This window comes from Pseudomonas sp. 1121_17, assembly GCF_052850745.1.
This window is the reverse complement of sequence record NZ_VXCX01000007.1, coordinates 218,302-235,842: the sequence shown is the minus strand read 5'-3', so window position 1 is coordinate 235,842 and position 17,541 is coordinate 218,302. Positions and strand designations below refer to the sequence as shown.

At 60.7% G+C, this 17,541-nt stretch carries 17 protein-coding genes and 6 tRNA genes; 13 read left to right on the top strand and 10 right to left on the bottom strand.

What is annotated here, in order from left to right:
• Positions 1–88 precede the first annotated feature (88 nt).
• Both FW789_RS15345 and FW789_RS15340 read right to left on the bottom strand, forming a co-directional pair.
• Positions 89–313, bottom strand: coding sequence for a PP0621 family protein (locus FW789_RS15345; RefSeq protein WP_101316233.1), 225 nt, complete (start codon positions 311–313; stop codon positions 89–91).
• A gap of 131 nt (positions 314–444) precedes the next feature.
• Positions 445–1,464, bottom strand: a complete 1,020-nt coding sequence (locus FW789_RS15340) for an outer membrane protein assembly factor BamD (protein ID WP_101316235.1) — start codon at positions 1,462–1,464, stop codon at positions 445–447.
• 148 nt (positions 1,465–1,612) lie between these two features.
• On the opposite strand from FW789_RS15340, the gene rluD reads away from it, so the two are divergent.
• From rluD to FW789_RS15300, 8 genes are all read left to right on the top strand, one after another.
• A complete protein-coding gene (rluD, locus tag FW789_RS15335) occupies positions 1,613–2,575 on the top strand; it encodes a 23S rRNA pseudouridine(1911/1915/1917) synthase RluD (protein WP_101316237.1) in 963 nt (320 codons plus the stop codon).
• Positions 2,572–3,315, top strand: a complete 744-nt coding sequence (pgeF, locus tag FW789_RS15330) for a peptidoglycan editing factor PgeF (RefSeq protein WP_207073562.1) — start codon at positions 2,572–2,574, stop codon at positions 3,313–3,315. Before rluD ends, pgeF begins: the two co-directional genes overlap by 4 nt.
• A 194-nt stretch (positions 3,316–3,509) precedes the next feature.
• Positions 3,510–6,074 carry an ATP-dependent chaperone ClpB gene (gene clpB, locus FW789_RS15325; RefSeq protein ID WP_446431696.1) on the top strand — a complete coding sequence of 855 codons (2,565 nt, stop codon included), beginning with the start codon at positions 3,510–3,512 and terminating at the stop codon, positions 6,072–6,074.
• A 490-nt stretch (positions 6,075–6,564) separates the two neighbouring features.
• Positions 6,565–6,640, top strand: a tRNA-Asn gene (locus tag FW789_RS15320).
• 3 nt (positions 6,641–6,643) lie between these two features.
• Positions 6,644–6,720: transfer RNA gene (locus FW789_RS15315), tRNA-Pro, on the top strand.
• A gap of 6 nt (positions 6,721–6,726) precedes the next feature.
• A tRNA-Lys gene (locus tag FW789_RS15310) sits at positions 6,727–6,802 on the top strand.
• A 72-nt stretch (positions 6,803–6,874) separates the two neighbouring features.
• Positions 6,875–6,951 (top strand) — tRNA-Pro (locus FW789_RS15305).
• A gap of 6 nt (positions 6,952–6,957) precedes the next feature.
• Positions 6,958–7,033, top strand: a tRNA-Lys gene (locus FW789_RS15300).
• Positions 7,034–7,083: 50 nt separating this feature from the next.
• On the opposite strand, the gene FW789_RS15295 is transcribed toward FW789_RS15300, so the two are convergent.
• Entirely contained in the window at positions 7,084–7,992 is a 909-nt protein-coding gene (locus FW789_RS15295; protein ID WP_446431695.1) for an EamA family transporter, read from the bottom strand.
• A 110-nt stretch (positions 7,993–8,102) separates the two neighbouring features.
• Between FW789_RS15295 and FW789_RS15290 the strand changes: the two genes are divergently transcribed.
• Entirely contained in the window at positions 8,103–8,903 is an 801-nt protein-coding gene (locus tag FW789_RS15290) for an AraC family transcriptional regulator (protein WP_446431694.1), read from the top strand.
• A 49-nt stretch (positions 8,904–8,952) separates the two neighbouring features.
• On the opposite strand, the gene FW789_RS15285 is transcribed toward FW789_RS15290, so the two are convergent.
• The 3 genes from FW789_RS15285 to FW789_RS15275 form a co-directional block, all read right to left on the bottom strand.
• Positions 8,953–10,248 (bottom strand): NAD(P)/FAD-dependent oxidoreductase, encoded by a 1,296-nt coding sequence (locus FW789_RS15285; protein ID WP_446431693.1) that lies wholly within the window; start codon positions 10,246–10,248, stop codon positions 8,953–8,955.
• A gap of 81 nt (positions 10,249–10,329) precedes the next feature.
• Entirely contained in the window at positions 10,330–10,503 is a 174-nt protein-coding gene (locus FW789_RS15280; protein WP_101316250.1) for a DUF3094 family protein, read from the bottom strand.
• Positions 10,504–10,635: 132 nt separating this feature from the next.
• Complete coding sequence (locus FW789_RS15275; RefSeq protein ID WP_101316252.1) at positions 10,636–11,265, bottom strand: DUF1780 domain-containing protein; 630 nt, start codon at positions 11,263–11,265, stop codon at positions 10,636–10,638.
• 250 nt (positions 11,266–11,515) lie between these two features.
• Between FW789_RS15275 and FW789_RS15270 the strand changes: the two genes are divergently transcribed.
• On the top strand, positions 11,516–12,196 hold the full coding sequence (locus FW789_RS15270; RefSeq protein ID WP_340613009.1) for an energy-coupling factor ABC transporter permease: 681 nt from the start codon (positions 11,516–11,518) through the stop codon (positions 12,194–12,196).
• 22 nt (positions 12,197–12,218) lie between these two features.
• On the opposite strand, the gene yacG is transcribed toward FW789_RS15270, so the two are convergent.
• From yacG to FW789_RS15250, 4 genes are read right to left on the bottom strand one after another with little or no spacing between them, the layout of a single operon-like run.
• Positions 12,219–12,419 (bottom strand): DNA gyrase inhibitor YacG, encoded by a 201-nt coding sequence (gene yacG / locus FW789_RS15265; protein WP_101316256.1) that lies wholly within the window; start codon positions 12,417–12,419, stop codon positions 12,219–12,221.
• Positions 12,416–13,039 carry a dephospho-CoA kinase gene (gene coaE / locus FW789_RS15260; protein WP_101316258.1) on the bottom strand — a complete coding sequence of 208 codons (624 nt, stop codon included), beginning with the start codon at positions 13,037–13,039 and terminating at the stop codon, positions 12,416–12,418. The genes yacG and coaE overlap by 4 nt, the downstream gene beginning before the upstream one ends.
• On the bottom strand, positions 13,039–13,905 hold the full coding sequence (locus FW789_RS15255) for a prepilin peptidase (protein WP_103435971.1): 867 nt from the start codon (positions 13,903–13,905) through the stop codon (positions 13,039–13,041). The genes coaE and FW789_RS15255 overlap by 1 nt, the downstream gene beginning before the upstream one ends.
• Positions 13,906–13,907: 2 nt before the next feature.
• On the bottom strand, positions 13,908–15,116 hold the full coding sequence (locus FW789_RS15250) for a type II secretion system F family protein (RefSeq protein WP_446431692.1): 1,209 nt from the start codon (positions 15,114–15,116) through the stop codon (positions 13,908–13,910).
• Positions 15,117–15,331: 215 nt separating this feature from the next.
• Between FW789_RS15250 and FW789_RS15245 the strand changes: the two genes are divergently transcribed.
• The 3 genes from FW789_RS15245 (at position 15,332) to FW789_RS15235 (ending at position 17,392) form a co-directional block, all read left to right on the top strand.
• Positions 15,332–15,742 carry a pilin gene (locus FW789_RS15245; protein ID WP_186701341.1) on the top strand — a complete coding sequence of 137 codons (411 nt, stop codon included), beginning with the start codon at positions 15,332–15,334 and terminating at the stop codon, positions 15,740–15,742.
• Positions 15,743–15,859: 117 nt separating this feature from the next.
• A tRNA-Thr gene (locus FW789_RS15240) sits at positions 15,860–15,935 on the top strand.
• Between the two features lie 161 nt (positions 15,936–16,096).
• Complete coding sequence (locus FW789_RS15235) at positions 16,097–17,392, top strand: tyrosine-type recombinase/integrase (RefSeq protein ID WP_446431691.1); 1,296 nt, start codon at positions 16,097–16,099, stop codon at positions 17,390–17,392.
• Positions 17,393–17,541: the final 149 nt, after the last annotated feature.

The window sequence follows — 17,541 nt, the reverse complement described above, 5'->3', positions numbered from 1 at the left end:
GTCGGCTATGGGTATGTGTGTTCAGCGGGCGGGCATGAAAAAGCCGCTGTAACCGGGTTACAGCGGCTTCGCCGGAGCAGACCATTGATCAGTCTTTCGGGCCTTGCTCCAGATGGGCAGGGCTGCAGTACCACTGATTGCCACGGTGCAGCGCCCGGTCATTGGGCAGGTGCACGCCGCAGTGCGCGCAGCGCACCATGGTCAGCGGGTCATCCAGGCGCTGCGCGGGGCGCGCCTGCTGGCTGAGCTTGAATTTGCGCCACAGCCAGAACGCGGCGGCGATCAGGGCGATCCAGAAAAGTAGGCGAACCATGGTGTCCAGCTTGGTCGAGAAGATGAGCCGACAGTCTAGGGCGCGGGCAAAAAAAAAGGGAGGCCTTGGGCTTCCCTTTCTTTTTTGACTTGTGATTTTTGGAGCTGCTCTGCGGCCCCAACCATCTTAAATCAATCAAACAGACCGAAGGTCGCGTAGCTGAACCACGAACGGCTCTCTTCGGCTTCTTTCGGACCGGCCGGCAGAATCGGATCACCGTCTTCATCTTTAGGCAGCAAGTCTTGCGGAATCTCCGAGCGGGCATCCTTGAACTGGCGAACCACGTCCTGATTGGCGCGGGTTTCACCCGGCGGCAGCGGCGTGTCGGTCTCGATCAGGCCCAGGGTCGCCTTGGACAGCCACGAACGCTGATCACCATCAGCTTGCTTGGGCTCGAAGCTGCCGTCGACCAGGCTTGGGTGATCTGGGTAGTTGAGCTTGAGGGTTTCCAGGCTGGTATTGGCCAGCTCGTCCAGGTGCAGATGCTGGTAAGCCTCGACCATCACCGCCAGGCCGTCACCGACCGATGGGGTTTCCTGGAAGTTCTCGACCACGTAACGGCCACGGTTGGCCGCAGCGACATAGGCCTGGCGGCTCATGTAGTAGTCGGCAACATGGATTTCGTAGGCGGCCAGCAGGTTGCGCAGGTAGATCATGCGCTGCTTGGCGTCAGGCGCGTAGCGGCTGTTGGGGAAGCGGCTGGTCAGCTGGGCGAACTCGTTATAGGAGTCGCGGGCAGCGCCCGGGTCACGCTTGGTCATGTCCAGCGGCAGGAAGCGCGCCAGCAGGCCACGGTCCTGGTCGAACGAAGTCAGGCCCTTGAGGTAATAGGCGTAGTCGACGTTCGGGTGCTGCGGGTGCAGCCGGATGAAGCGCTCGGCAGCCGACTTGGCAGCCTCTGGCTCGGTGTTCTTGTAGTTGGCGTAGATCAGCTCGAGCTGGGCCTGGTCGGCGTAACGGCCGAACGGGTAGCGCGATTCCAGGGCCTTGAGCTTGTTGACGGCACTGGTGTAGCTCTTGTTGTCCAGGTCGGCCTGCGCCTGCTGGTACAACTCGGCTTCGCTGAGGTTCTCGTCAATCACTTCCTTGTTCGAGGAACAGGCAGCGGTAAGCCCGAGGAGGGCGATCAGCAGCAGGTGTTTCACTTGCATGGCGGCTTGCGTCCTTTGACGGCCGCTGTCTTGGGCGGTGCCGTCCTGTTATGATGAGCGCCCCCGGGTTGACCCCAGGGCAAAAGAAGCCGTATTTAACCACAAGCGCGCAGTTGAAACCAAAGGCTGTGCGCCAGCCGAATCGAGCATGTCCGAGATCATCCAACTTAGCGAAGAGGTCCCGTCCGAAATGGGCGGCCAGCGCCTCGACCAGATCGCCGCCCAACTGTTCGGCGAGTACTCGCGTTCGCGCCTGACCACCTGGATCAAGGACGGCCGTCTGACGGTCGACGGTCAAGTCGTGCGTCCACGCGATCCGGTCTATGGCGGTGCCAAGCTGGTCCTTGAGGCCGAGCAGGAAGCCCAGGGCGAGTGGATCGCCCAGGACATCCCGTTGAACATCGTCTACGAAGACGAGCAGATCCTGGTGATCAACAAGCCTGCCGGGCTGGTTGTTCACCCGGCTGCCGGGCATGCCGATGGCACCCTGCTCAATGCCTTGCTGCACCACGTGCCAGACATCGTCAACGTGCCGCGTGCGGGCATTGTCCACCGCCTGGACAAAGACACCACCGGCCTGATGGTGGTGGCCAAGACCCTGCAGGCGCAGACCAAGCTGGTCGAGCAGATGCAGAGCCGCAGTGTCAGCCGCATCTATGAGTGCATCGTGATTGGCGTGGTCACCTCCGGTGCCACCATCAATGCCCCGATCGGCCGCCACGGTGGCTCGCGTCAGCGCATGGCGGTGACCGAGACCGGCAAGCCTGCCGTCAGCCACTACCGCGTGCTCACCCGCTTCCGTTCGCACACCCATGTGCGGGTCAAGCTGGAGACCGGCCGTACGCACCAGATCCGCGTGCACATGGCCCACGTCGGCTATCCGCTGATTGGTGACCAGACCTACGGCGGTCGCTTCCGCATCCCGCCTGCGGCCGAGCCGGAGATGGTCACTGCGCTGAAGACCTTCCCGCGTCAGGCCCTGCACGCACGCTTCCTCGCCCTCGATCACCCGCTCACGGGTGAGCGGATGCAATGGAAGTCGGCGCTGCCGGAAGACTTCGTCGGCTTGCTGGAGCTGCTCCAGGAAGACCGCGACAGCTTTATCGGATGAACGGTCTGACGCAGTTGCTGCACCCCGATTGGCCGGCCCCGGCCACGGTGCGCGCCTGCGTCACCACCCGTGCGGGTGGCGCCAGCCTGCCGCCGTACGACAGCTTCAACCTGGGCGATCATGTCGGCGACGACCCGGCTGCCGTCAGTGAAAACCGCCGACGCCTCAGTGAGCAATTCGACATTCATCCCGCCTGGCTCAAGCAAGTCCACGGCGTGGTGGTGGCTGACGCTGACCCGGCGCAGGTAATCGAAGCCGATGCGAGCTGGACCGACCAGGCGCACATTGCCTGTACGGTGATGACCGCCGACTGCCTGCCAGTTTTGTTCTGCGATCGCGCCGGTACCCGCGTTGCCGCAGCCCATGCCGGCTGGCGCGGGCTGGCGGGCGGCGTGCTCGAGGCTACCCTTGAGCGCCTGGCAGTGCCGGCCGGTCAGGTGCTGGTCTGGCTCGGCCCGGCCATTGGGCCGAGCGCATTCGAAGTTGGCGAAGAAGTCCGTGACGCCTTCACTGCCGAGCACCCGCAAGCCGCCGCGGCATTCGTGCCGGGTGAGCGTCCGGGCAAACTGCTGGCCGACATCTACCAGCTGGCACGCATCCGCCTTGCGGCGCGCGGCATCACAGCTGTTTACGGTGGTGGCCTGTGCACGGTCAGCGACCCACGCTTCTATTCCTATCGGCGCACTCCGCAAGGTGGACGCTTCGCCTCGCTGGTATGGCTCGATCCGCTCTGCGTCTGATTTGAGAGCGCCCCCAGCATTGCCAGCTCCTCATGCAGTCATCGTTCTTGTAGGACATTCCCGCAACTGATCTCGATCAACCCCGCTAAGCTTGAAACTCCCAGAATAAGCCTTATCTATTAGTCATCTCTGGCAGGTTTCTTCATCAGGTGTGTCCATCGCTCCGGCCTGCCCTTATTTAGGAAGGTATCCCCATGCGAATAGACCGATTAACCAGCAAACTGCAATTAGCGTTATCTGACTCGCAATCTCTGGCGGTGGGCATGGACCACCCGGCCATCGAGCCGTTGCACCTGCTGCAAGCACTTATCGACCAGCAAGGTGGTTCGATCAAGCCGCTGCTGATGCAGGTCGGCTTTGACGTCAACAGCCTGCGCAAGGCGTTGAGCAAAGAGCTTGACCAACTGCCGAAAATCCAGAACCCGACCGGCGACGTCAACATGTCGCAGGACCTGGCGCGCATGCTCAACCAGGCCGACCGTCTGGCCCAGCAGAAGGGTGACCAGTTCATCTCCAGCGAACTGGTGCTGCTGGCGGCCATGGACGAGAACAGCAAGGTCGGCAAACTGTTGCTCGGCCAGGGCGTGAGCAAGAAAGCCCTGGAAAACGCCATCAATAACCTGCGTGGCGGTGCGGCCGTCAACGACGCCAACGTCGAAGAGTCGCGTCAGGCCCTGGACAAGTACACCGTCGACCTGACCAAGCGTGCCGAAGAAGGCAAGCTTGACCCGGTGATCGGCCGTGACGACGAAATCCGCCGCACCGTGCAGGTATTGCAACGCCGGACCAAGAACAACCCGGTGCTGATCGGCGAGCCTGGCGTGGGTAAAACCGCCATCGCCGAAGGCCTGGCCCAGCGCATCATCAACGGCGAAGTGCCGGACGGCCTCAAAGGCAAGCGCCTGCTCGCCCTGGATATGGGTGCGCTAATTGCTGGCGCCAAGTATCGCGGCGAATTCGAAGAGCGCCTCAAAGGCCTGCTCAACGAGCTGTCCAAGCAGGAAGGGCAGATCATTCTGTTCATCGACGAGCTGCACACCATGGTTGGCGCTGGTAAAGGCGAGGGCGCCATGGACGCCGGTAACATGCTCAAACCTGCACTGGCCCGTGGCGAGCTGCACTGTGTTGGCGCCACCACGCTCAACGAGTACCGCCAGTTCATCGAGAAGGACGCGGCGCTCGAGCGACGCTTCCAGAAGGTGCTGGTCGAGGAGCCGAGCGAGGAAGACACCATCGCCATCCTGCGCGGCCTGAAAGAGCGCTATGAAGTGCACCACAAGGTGGCCATCACCGACGGTGCGATCATTGCCGCGGCCAAGCTCAGCCACCGCTACATCACCGATCGCCAGCTGCCGGACAAGGCCATCGACCTTATCGACGAAGCGGCCAGCCGCATCCGTATGGAGATCGACTCCAAGCCTGAAGTGCTCGACCGTCTCGACCGTCGTCTGATTCAGCTCAAGGTCGAATCCCAGGCGCTGAAAAAAGAAGAAGACGAGGCGGCGAAAAAACGCCTCGAGAAACTTCACGAGGAAATCCAGCGGCTGGAGCGCGAATACTCCGACCTGGAAGAGATCTGGCAGTCGGAAAAAGCCGAAGTACAGGGCTCGGCGCAGATCCAGCAAAAGATCGAGCAAGCCCGTCAGGAGCTTGAAGCTGCCCGCCGCAAAGGCGACCTGAGCCGTATGGCCGAGCTGCAGTACGGGGTGATCCCGGACCTGGAGCGCAGCCTGCAGATGGTCGACCAGCACGGCAAGAGCGAAAACCAGCTGCTGCGCAACAAGGTCACCGAGGAAGAGATCGCCGAAGTGGTCTCGAAGTGGACCGGCATCCCGGTGTCGAAAATGCTCGAAGGCGAGCGCGACAAGTTGCTGAAAATGGAAGCGCTGCTGCACCAGCGCGTGATTGGCCAGCACGAGGCCGTGACCGCCGTGGCCAACGCCGTGCGCCGTTCGCGGGCCGGGCTGTCTGACCCGAACCGGCCAAGTGGTTCGTTCATGTTCCTTGGCCCGACTGGCGTGGGTAAGACCGAGCTGTGCAAGGCCTTGGCCGAGTTCCTGTTCGACACCGAAGAGGCCATGGTGCGTATCGATATGTCCGAGTTCATGGAGAAACATTCCGTGGCTCGCCTGATCGGTGCTCCACCAGGCTATGTAGGTTACGAAGAGGGCGGGTACCTGACCGAAGCCGTGCGCCGCAAGCCGTACACCGTGTTGCTGCTGGACGAGGTCGAGAAGGCCCACCCGGATGTATTCAACGTGCTGCTGCAAGTGCTTGAAGACGGTCGCCTGACCGACAGCCATGGCCGTACGGTGGACTTCCGCAACACGGTCATCGTGATGACCTCCAACCTTGGCTCGGCACAGATCCAGGAGTTGGTCGGCGACCGTGAGGCGCAGCGTGCGGCGGTAATGGATGCGGTGGGTAACCACTTCCGGCCGGAGTTCATCAACCGGATCGACGAGGTGGTGGTGTTCGAGCCGCTGGGCCGTGAGCAGATCGCCGGTATCACCGAGATCCAGCTGGGCCGCCTGCGCAACCGTCTCGCCGAGCGCGAGCTGTCGCTGGAACTGAGCCCGGAGGCGGTCGACAAGCTGATCGCGATTGGCTACGACCCGGTGTATGGCGCACGTCCACTGAAGCGCGCGATCCAGCGCTGGATCGAAAACCCGCTGGCGCAGTTGATCCTGGCAGGGCAGTTCATGCCAGGGACGACGATTACCGCCAAGGTCGAAGGCGACGAAATAGTCTTCGAATAAAAAATAATCTTGAGCCCCGCACGTGCGGGGCTTTTTTTTGCGCAGATTGCTCGTTTTTTTAATTCGCCAATGGCCTTCACCGAAAAAAAAGCCTGCCATGGCGATTATTTTGCGCAGTGAGAAGCCAGATTCAGTGCTCGTTTTTGCCCTCGGGCGGGCTCGCAGAGCGCTCGTAAGCTACTGATAATCCCGGCAAAACCCCCAATTTACGGGGGCTCGCGGCAACCCTGAAAAATTATTGAAATTTATGCTTGCATCTAAAATCGAGTGCTCCTAATATACGCCCCGCTGTCAGCCACTAAGCAGATCGCCAGCGGTAACGACGATCTGAAAACAGTTTGCAAATCAGTAAGTTGAATGCAAATTGGGGGTTGACAAGCAAAACGAAGGATGTAGAATAGCCGGCCTCAGAGACGCAAACGCAGAAATGCAGAGTGTTGAAGAGATCGAAGCTTAAACAGCCTTCGAGATCGGAAGATCGAAGTTTAGTTCCGCGATAGCTCAGTCGGTAGAGCAAATGACTGTTAATCATTGGGTCCCTGGTTCGAGTCCAGGTCGCGGAGCCATTTCGGGGTGTAGCGCAGTCCGGTAGCGCGCCTGCTTTGGGAGCAGGATGTCAGGAGTTCGAATCCCCTCACCCCGACCATTTTCCGGGTCGTTAGCTCAGTTGGTAGAGCAGTTGGCTTTTAACCAATTGGTCGTAGGTTCGAATCCTACACGACCCACCAGTAAGATAAGGGTACCTCGACTGAGGTGCCCTTTTTCTTCGTCTAGCGTTTGCTTTTGTACAGTTTCACTTTCGGGGTGTAGCGCAGTCCGGTAGCGCGCCTGCTTTGGGAGCAGGATGTCAGGAGTTCGAATCCCCTCACCCCGACCATATTCCGGGTCGTTAGCTCAGTTGGTAGAGCAGTTGGCTTTTAACCAATTGGTCGTAGGTTCGAATCCTACACGACCCACCATGTAAGAGAAGGGCACCTCGACTGAGGTGCCCTTTTTCTTTGTCTGGATTTTATCTCTGCAGGTTTTCCCGCCTGCCCCCGCCACGTTGCCGACCTGCCGGTACAGCCTTTCCAGGGTGTGCTCCGACGGCGAGCGCCAGCAAGATCAGCAGCATCGCCGCCAACCCCAATGCACTTGGCCATTGCCCCAGTATTAACATCGAGCTGACGATGCCGAACAGCGGGATCAGCAGCGACAGCGGTGCTACCTGTGATACCGGGTATTCGCGCAGCAGCAGGTTCCACCCCCAGTAGCAAAACAGCGTCGCGCCGTATACCTGAAACGCCAGCGAAAACAAGGTAAACCCGTGCAACTGGGCCGGCAGCGCGGTGAATGGTGCTGAGCCGTGTGCAAGCCAGGTCAGCAGTAATAGCGGGATTGGCGGGAACAGGCTGGCCCAGACCACAAAAGCAAAGATTTCCTGCACCTTCGACTTTTTGATCAGTACATTGCCGATGCTCCAGGCCAGGGCGCTGGCGATTACCAGTGCTAAACCGACCGTGCTGACGGTGCCTGAGCCATCCACCAGCACGCCGAACAGGCCAAGAGCCGCCAGGCATATGCCGATCAGTTGTGGCCGATTCAGGCTTTCGCCAAACCACAATACGCCCCAGCCCAAGGTGAAAAACGCACTTAGCTGAATCAGCAGCGAGGCACTGCCAGGTGGTACGCCCAAGGCGATGCCTTGGTTGATAAGCGCCCACATGGCCACGCCGAAGATCAAGCCGTAGCCGGCCAGCCAGCGAAACCTGACCTGCGGCCGCTTGACCACGAATACCCAAGGCAGGGCGGCAAGGCTGAAGCGCAGCGCGGTCAGCAGCAGCGGATCGATCTCGGCCAGGCCGAGCTTGGTGATGGGGAAGTTCAACCCCCAGATGGCCGTGACCATGACGGCCAGGCACAGGTGCTTTTTTTGCATTGTCAGACTTTTCTCGGAACAACGAGCGCACAGGCGCGAGAGCGGGAAATATGCGAGAAATGGCGCTGGCCTGCTTTCAGCTTGAGGCCAACTATCATTAAAATCAGGCCATGAAAGAATCTTTCGGTCTTGATCCTTACCAGAACGTCCCGCGTGATGCGGTGGTGACGGTGCGTGATTACGCCGATGGCCAGGTATTTGCCGCGCACAGCCATCAGCGCGGACAGTTTGCTTATGCCTCATGTGGCGTCATCACCGTGTTTACCGACAGGGGTAATTGGGTGGTGCCGCCCCAGCGGGCTATCTGGGTGCCGGCGCGGCTGGGTCATGCCATGCACATGTGTGGCCCGGTCACCATGCTCAACACCTATATCCGCGAGCCTGCTGCACTGGCTTTGGGCTTGCCGGAGGCGTGCCAGGTGTACGGTGTATCTGCACTGCTACGGCAGTTGCTGGACAAGGCGATTGAGGTCCCTGCGCTTTATTCCGCAGAGGGGCGTGATGGCCACCTGATGGGCCTGTTGTTGCATGAGATCGCCGCCATGCCGGCGCTGTCGCTGAATGCGCCACTGCCGCAAGAGCCGCGGCTGGCGCAGGCCTGCCGCGAGTTTCTCGAGCAGCCTTCACTGGAGGTCGGCATTGACGTCATGGCCCAGCGCACGGCCATGAGCCGGCGCACGTTCACCCGCGTGTTCAGGGCGCAGACCGGCATCAGCTTCATCGAATGGCGGCAACAGGCTTGCCTGCACGCGGCGGTGATCAGGTTGGGTAACGGTGAGCCAGTCACGCAGGTGGCAATAGCGCTTGGCTACAGCAGTTCAAGTGCCTTTGCGACCGTGTTCAAGCGGGTGCTGGGCGAGGTGCCGAGCCGCTATATGGTGGAGTCGGCAGGTGGCAGGAGAGGCGGTTAGCGAGGCGTAGCCACCAGGGCCGCAAGGCTGCGGCCCGGCAGTTTTTACATCAGTGCAGTTTGAGTCGCGGTTCGGTGCCGCGGCCGATCTTGCTGCCGATCATCAGCATCGCCGTGCGGAACGCGCCATACAGCGCCATCTGGTGCATGCGGTACAGCGACACATAGAACATCCGCGCCAGCCAGCCTTCCAGCATCACGCTGCCGGTCAGGTTACCCATCAGATTGCCCACTGCCGAGAAGCGCGACAGCGATACCAGCGAGCCGTAATCCTTGTAGGCATAGGTTGGCAGCGGCTTGTTCTCCAGGCGCGCTTTCAGGCTCTTGGCCAGCATCGAGGCCTGCTGGTGCGCAGCCTGCGCGCGAGGCGGCACATTGCGGTCGCTGCCCGGTTGTGGGCATGCAGCGCAGTCGCCAAAAGCGAAGATATCGTCATCCAGTGTGGTCTGCAGGGTAGGGCGCACCACCAGCTGGTTGATTCGGTTGCTTTCCAGGCCGTCGATGTCCTTGAGGAAGCCCGGCGCACGAATACCTGCCGCCCATACTTTGAGGCTGGCCTGGATCACTTCGCCGGAGGCGGTTTTCAGGCCATCTTCGGTCACTTCACTGACCGAGGCGTTGGTCAGCACCGTTACCCCGAGTTTCTCCAGGGTCTTGTGCACTGGCACGCTGATGCGCTCAGGCAATGCCGGCAACACGCGCGGGCCGGCTTCGATCAGTGTGATGTGCATGTCTTGCGGCTGGATCTTGTCCAGGCCGTAGGCTGCCAGCTCGTGCGCGGCGTTGTGCAGCTCGGCGGCCAGCTCGACGCCCGTGGCGCCGGCACCGACGATGGCCACGCTGATTTTTTCGCCCGCTGCATTACCGGCATGGGCGCGCAGGTAGTGATTGAGCAGCTGCTGATGGAAGCGCTCGGCCTGCTTGCGGCTGTCGAGGAACAAGCAGTGCTGCGCCGCGCCCAAGGTGCCGAAATCATTGGTATTGCTGCCAACTGCAATCACCAGCGTGTCGTAGCCCAGTGTGCGCGCCGGGAGCAGTTCGCGACCGTTTTCGTCGAGGGTTGCCGCCAGCTGGATCTGCTTGCTCTCACGTTCTAGACCACTCATGCGGCCGAGCTGGAAGTTGAAGTGGTTCCATTTGGCCTGGGCGACGTAGTTGAGCTCGTCTTCCGAAGAGTTCAGCGAGCCGGCCGCCACTTCGTGCAGCAGCGGTTTCCAGATGTGGGTCAGGTTGGCGTCGACCAGGGTGATTTCGGCCTTTTTGCCCTTGCCCAGGCTTTTACCCAGGCGGGTCGCCAGTTCCAGGCCGCCGGCGCCGCCGCCGACAATCACGATGCGATGTGTCATGGAGATATCTCATAAGGTTAAACGAATGCTTGGCCCTGAGGGCCGGCGTCGTGGCCGAGGGGAGGGCGAGCGCAACGCAGCTCATAGCACCAGTCCACTCAACAAACGACTCAAGAGGCCCAGACCGATGGTCACTGCCACCACCAGCGCCAGGAGCAGCCATGGCCGAAAAGGCCTGCGCTCGACTTGGTGCTGAGGAGCTTTGAGATACTCATCGACGCGACGCTGATCTTCAGGATTCAGGCGGCTGGTCATGGCGGGCCTCGTCAGATAGACGCTTGAGACTGCACGAACGCTACAGGGTTCGCGCACCAGGCAGCAACGAATGATAATACTTTCTGTCTATGCCGCCGAGTGTACGCCGCTGCAAAGACTCTCGGCAGTGGATCAAAGACTGATCCCGACATCGAAAACGATACTGCGTCCCAGGTTGCCGCGCAGAAAATCCGGCGCGTCTGGGTGGGCGAACAGCACCCGGGCGAAGGTTGGTCCGACCAGCGACAACGACCGCCAGCCCTGGCGCAGGTATTCGGTCGGCGGCGGGAAATGGCTGTTCAGGTCGAGCACTTCACGCTTGAGGCTGGCAAAAGCGATGATATCCAGCTCGTTCAGCTCCAGGCCGCGCTCGCGGTAATTGTGGGCTTTCTTGCGCAAGGTTGGTGCCAGGCGCAGCAGCAATTCCTGCGCACTGATGCGTCTGGGCCGGGCTTCACGGCGTACCAGCTGGCTCAGCGAGAAAGCACTGCGCCGCCGTTGCAGCTCTTCGCGCCACTCGTCATTCAACCGCCGACCCTCATCGAGCACGAAAAACACCTCGAACGCCGCATCGCGAAACAGCACGTCCGGCGGCTCCTGCCCGGCGGGGGTGAAGTCTTCGTTGCGGTAGGGAATGTTCAGCCCCTGCAGCAGGCGCTGACAGACCCAACGCTCGCGTTCCCATTTGCGGGCATTGGACAGAAAGGCATTGGCCTGTTCGGCCTGAATTGTGAGCAGGCGCAGGTAATCTGAGTCATCCATGGCTCAAGCTTAGCCGCTAATCTGTGAAGGTAAGATGTTGTTTAACGATGTAAATCAGCCCACCTCCAGGTCAACGCGGTCCCGTAGGAGCGGCCTTGTGTCGCGAAAGGCCAGCGAAGCTGGCCCGGCGATATCAGCGGCGAAGCTGAAAATGTGGGGCCGCTGCGCAGCCCTTTCGCGACACACGGCCGCTCCTACGCCGAGCGCGCCAGTTTGGAAGAATGGATAGTCAACACAGGAGACATCAAACGTGATCAGCGCACAGGTCCTGTCCACCACCAGCCTCACCCTCGGCTGGCTGGCCTACCTGCCACTGTTGCTCTGGGCAATATCGCGCAGCAGCTGGATCGAACTGTGCAGCGATCGTCGCCGCCAACACCTGCTGTTCGGCGCGATATTCGCCTTGTTTGCGCTGTGGCTGGTGCGCCGCGACTTCGACACCGGCGTCTCCTACCACTTCATCGGCATGACTGCCGTAACCCTGCTGCTCGATTGGCCGTTGGCGATCGTCGCCGGCTTCATCGCCCAACTCGGCTTGCTGGCGCTGGGCCGACAGGACCTGGCCGCGCTCGGCATCAACGGCCTGCTGATCGTCGGCCTGCCAGTGCTGGTCACCGAAACCTGCGCAATCCTGGTCGAGCGCGCGCAGCCGCGTAACCTGTTTATCTATATCTTTTCAGGCTTTTTCGCCGCTGCGCTGTCAGCCCTGCTGTGCCTGACGGCTGCGCTGGGCCTGCTCTGGGTCGATGGCCTGTTCGCCATGCCCGAGTGGCTAACGGACTTTGTCGGTTACCTGTGGCTGATGATGTTTCCCGAAGCCTTTATCAACGGCATGGTCCTCAGCGCACTGGTGGTGTTCTGCCCGGAATGGCTGGAGACCTTCAACCGCACCCGCTACCTGCAGGCGCCGTGGAAGGATGACGAGCGCTGAGGCCCATCATCCAGACATGGACTCAGTGACGCGGCTCCAGATCAGCCGAATACAACTCATCTTCCGATTCTGGCGCGCCAGCAATCTTGTGTTCCTCGGCCGCCCAGGCGCCAAGGTCGATCAATTTACAGCGGTCGGAGCAAAACGGCCGATTGACGCTGGCCTCGGTCCATTCCACAGGTGCGCCACAGGTTGGGCAATCAACGGACAACGGCTGGCTCATGGCTGGCCTCCTCGTAAAGTCAGGTAAAAGTGGTGCAACTGGTCGATCTGCTCGTGCAGCCAAGGCACATCGCGATCATTCACCAGCACATCGTCGGCATGCCGCAAGCGCTCCTCACGAGTCGCCTGCGCCGCAAGAATCGCCTGCACCTGCTCAGGGCTGGTGCCGTCGCGCTGCAATGTACGCTGCACTTGTAGCGCCTGCGGCACATCGATCACCAGCACGCGCTGGGTCTTGCGATACTGCCCCGACTCGATCAACAGCGGCGAAACATACACCGCATAGGGCGACTCGGCCTTGGCCAGATAGCTGAAGATCTCCTGCCCGATCAACGGGTGCAGCAACGCTTCAAGCCAGCGCCGCTGTTCAGGGTCGGCAAAAATCAGCTGGCGTAGTGCAGCTCGATCGAGCTGGCCATCGCCCTGCAGCACGCCTGCGCCAAAGCGCTCGACGATACTGGCCAACGCTGGCCGCCCAGGCTCGACCACCCAGCGCGCAGCCTGATCAGCGTCGACCAGGTGCACACCCAGCTCGACAAAACGCTCGGCCGCAGCACTCTTGCCGCTGCCGATGCCGCCGGTCAGGCCCAGGATCCAAGGGGAAAACGCCGCAGTGGTCATCAGATTCCAAGCAGTTGCAGGTAAGAGGCGTACATTTCATCACCCCAGAGCACAGCAATCCACCCCGCAATTGCCAGATACGGACCAAACGGCATCGCCGTGCCCAGCGAAGCATTACGCCAACGCAGCAAACACAGGCCGATCAGTGCCCCGACCAGCGACGACAACAACAGCGTCAACGGCAGCACCTGCCAGCCGCCCCAGGCGCCGAACATCGCCAGCAGCTTGAAGTCGCCATAGCCCATACCGTCCTTGCCGGTCACCAGTTTGAATAGCCAGAACACCGTCCAAAGGCTCAGGTAGCCCATCACCGCGCCCCACAGCGCGTCCGGCAACGGCACGAACATACCCGTGGCATTGAGCATCAAACCGATCCACAGCATCGGCAGCACCAGCACATCGGGCAGCAACTGATGCTCGCTGTCGATCAAGCTCAACGCCAGCAGGCACCAGGTCAGTAACAGCGCAGACAGCGCCTGCAGCCCAGGTCCGTAGTGCCATGCCACCACCAGCGACAGCCCGGCGCAGGCCAGCTCCACCAGCGGGTAACGCCTGCTGATCGCGCCCTTGCAGCCCGCGCATTGTCCCCGCAGCAGCAGGTAACTGAGCACAGGAATATTCTCCCAAGCCCGGATCCGATGCCCACAGTGCGGGCAATGCGAAGCCGGCAGCGCCAGATCAAACCGCCCATGTTCGGCGACCGGCAACTCCAGCACTTCCTGCGCTTCACGCTGCCACTGCCGTTCCAGCATGATCGGCAAACGGTGCACCAACACATTGATGAAGCTGCCCACCAGCAAGCCCAACAGTGTCGCCAAACAGATGAAATAAACCGGCTGTGCGGTCAAAAGCGTCCACAGATTCATATTCAGACCAAACTACCCAACTGGAAAATCGGTAGATACATCGCCACCACCAAACCACCGACCAGTACCCCGAGGATCAGCACGATGGCCGGCTCGAGCAAGCCGGTCAACTGATCCAGCGCCTGGCTCACCTGCTCTTCATAATGACTGGCCGCCTTGCCCAACATCTGGTCCAGCGTGCCACTGGATTCGCCGATGGCCGCAAGCTGCACCAACAACGGCGGAAACAACCGATCCGCACTCATCGCCTGATGCAACCCCAGCCCATTGGCCATGCCCTGGCGCAAACGCAGGATCGCCTGCTCATGCACCACGCCACCACTCACTGACGCCACCGTCGCCAATGCGTCCAGCAACGGCACCCCCGCCGCGTACGCCGTGCCCAAACTACGCGCAAAGCGCGCCAACGCTGCCTGCGCCAGCAACCGCCCCAGCACCGGCACCTCAAGCACCCGCAAAGATATCCACAAGCGCGCCGCGGCGTTGTGCCGATACAGCCAGCGCAGCGCCACTGTGGATAACACCATCAATACCCCCAGCCAAGGCGCATGCCGCGCCAGCCCTGTGGACAAGTCGAGCACCCACTGGGTGAACGCCGGCAAGCTCTTGTCAAAACCGGCAAACAACCCCTGAAAGCGTGGCACCACTTCCAGCAGCAGCAGCGCCGAAACCCCCAGCCCCGTCAGTAACAGCAGCAGCGGATAAATCATCGCCTTGCGCACCCGCCGCTGCAGCGCCTGACGCTGCTCAAGCATGTTCGCCAGCTCCTCCAACTGCCCATCCAGCTTGCCCGACTGCTCACCCACCCGCATCAGGTTGCAGTACAGCCGATCAAACCAAAGCGGCTGGCGCTGCAACGCATCCGCCAATCCCAACCCCGCTGCCACATCCTGCTGCAATTTCACCAGCAACCGCCCCAGACTCTCGTCGCCACCACTGCGCCCCATCACCTCAAACGCCTGCAACAACGGCACCCCCGCCTTCAGCAGCGTCGCCAACTGCCGACTGAACCCCGCCGCATCCGGCTTACCCCGCCGCTGCGGCCAACTCAGCTGCCAGCCACCAACCGGCCGCAGCCGCGCAATGCTGATGCCCTGCCGCAACAGCCCAGCCCGCACCCACGCCGGGCTGCGCCCCTCGCACTGGCCGCTGACCCGCGCACCGCTGCGGTCGGTGCCCTCCCAGGTGTAAATACGCGATGTAGTACTCATGCACAGCTCCTTGCGGCTGATGCGACAAGCCCGGTAACAGCTTGCCGCGCCCATCCATGGGCGGGTTGCGAAGATGCTCACTAGAGTAGTTCAGCGAACATGACGTCCAGCCGAGCAGGGGTGACAAAAGGTGTCTGTTGAGGCCTACTGCGCGCCTGCCAGGCTGACGTCCACAGTGGATGAAGGCTCAGCCGAATCAACAAGGAAACGCGTTCATGAAAGCCCAACAAGGCATCACCCTGATCGAACTGATGATCGTTGTCGCAATCATCGGCATCCTCGCCACCATCGCCGTACCGATGTACACCAACCACCAGTCCCGCACCAAAGCCGCAGCCGGGTTGCTGGAGATATCCGCGCTGAAGACCGCGATGGACCTGCGCCTGAACGAAGGCAAGGACGTGCCCGATGTGGCTGCTCTGGGCGGACAGGCGACTACGGCGCATTGTGCGATTGCTGCCAGTGGCGTTGCTGCTAGCGGGGTAGGGAGCATCGCCTGCACGCTGGTGGAAGCGCCGGGGAATGTGGTGGGCAAGGTGATTACCCTGAGCCGGTCGGCGGCGGGGTGGGTTTGTAGTACCAGTATTGAAGAGGATCTGGCTCCTTCGGGGTGTAAGGCGGGATAACGCTTAACCCGGTCACTTGCCCCGGCGGTTGCGATCTTGAGTTACGTCCGCAGGTGCGCGATTGCTGGTAAGCAGGGGTTTGCCTAAGCGTTGCGGCTAGTGGTACGTTCGCGATACGCCGGTGTAGCTCAGTCGGTAGAGCAGCGCACTCGTAACGCGAAGGTCGCAGGTTCGATTCCTGTCTCCGGCACCAGAGACTAGTTTCTAAAAGTCTATGGCTGTCTACGAAACGCCCAGAAAAGCCCGCTTGGTGCGGGCTTTGTTGTTTCTGTTTGTCTTGTTTTGTCTCTGGGCATCTACACGATTTAGGGATATGGTTAGGGATATCTCGGTTCGACAAGGAAACGTATCCCTATGGCGCGCACAGTGGTGCCTCTCACCGATCCCAAATGCGATGCGACCAAGCCTCGGGAGAAGGACTACAAGCTGTTCGATGGCAAAGGCCTCTACCTGCTGGTGAAGCCGTCAGGCGTCAAGACTTGGCGTATGAAGTACACCAAACCTGATGGCCGTGATGGTTTAGCAACGTTTGGCAACTATCCGGCGCTCGGCTTGAAAGCGGCCAGGGAGCGACGCGCTCAGGCGCTTGAGCTTCTTGCTGCTGGGAAGGACCCCATCGAGCAAGCACGATTGGATAAGCTTGAAGCGGTCAATGCCCGGGCGAATACATTCCGTTTGCTGGCTCAGCAGTGGCACGCGGCCTGCGCACGTAAATGGACACCTGGTCATGCCTCCACCGTGTGGCGACGCATTGAATCCCACCTATTGCCCACTCTCGGTGATCGTCCGGTCGCGGAGCTCAAAACACGGGATCTGCTAGTTCCGCTGAAAGCGGCGGAAAAGCGGGACACCTTGGATACGGCTGCACGCCTACGCCAGTACATGACGGGCATCCTCCGTATGGCGGTTCAGCATGGCCATCTGGATTTCAACCCAGCGATCGATCTGCAAGGCGCCACGGCTACTCGCAAAACAGCGCACCGGCCTGCTTTGCCATTCGAGCGCTTACCTGAGCTTATCCAACGGATAGATTCCGACAGCGGGCGCGGCTTGACCAAGCTCGCGGTGCAGCTGACATTGCTGGTGTTTATCCGCTCCAGTGAGCTCCGATTCGCTCGCTGGGGAGAGATCGACATGGGGAGATTGATGTGGGAAATCCCTGGTGAGCGATCGCCTATCGAGGGTGTAAAGAACTCCCATCGCGGTTCGAAGATGAGCACACCACACCTGGTACCGCTCAGTCGCCAGTCAGTAAGTGTCCTGGAGCGAATCCGTGATCTGACCGGCCGATTCGACTTGGTATTTGCAGGTGATCACCATCACTGGAAACCCATGAGCGAAAACACCGTTAATAAGGCCCTTCGACGCATGGGGTATGACACGAAGTCAGAGCTGTGCGGCCACGGCTTTAGGACAATGGCTTGTTCAGCACTAGTTGAGTCGGGGTTGTGGAGTAAAGACGCGGTCGAACGACAGATGAGCCATCAGGAGAGAAACACGGTGCGCGCAGCGTATATCCACAAAGCAGAACACATCCAGGAGCGAAGACTCATGGTGCAGTGGTGGGCAGATTATTTGGACGCCAATCGAGTGGAAGCGATCACCCCGTACGACTTTGCCCACCGAGATGCTGGAGCGAGCGACGTTTGAGATTTGAAGAAACGCGTGAGGCATCGAGAGCCCGCTATGCGTACGGTCGTCAATGCTCGTGGATCCTAGCCACCAATTGGTGTGTTTCATGTGTAACCCGTGTTTCGAGGCTGGTGGAACCGTTGAAAATCCTAGCCTTCGGACTGGTA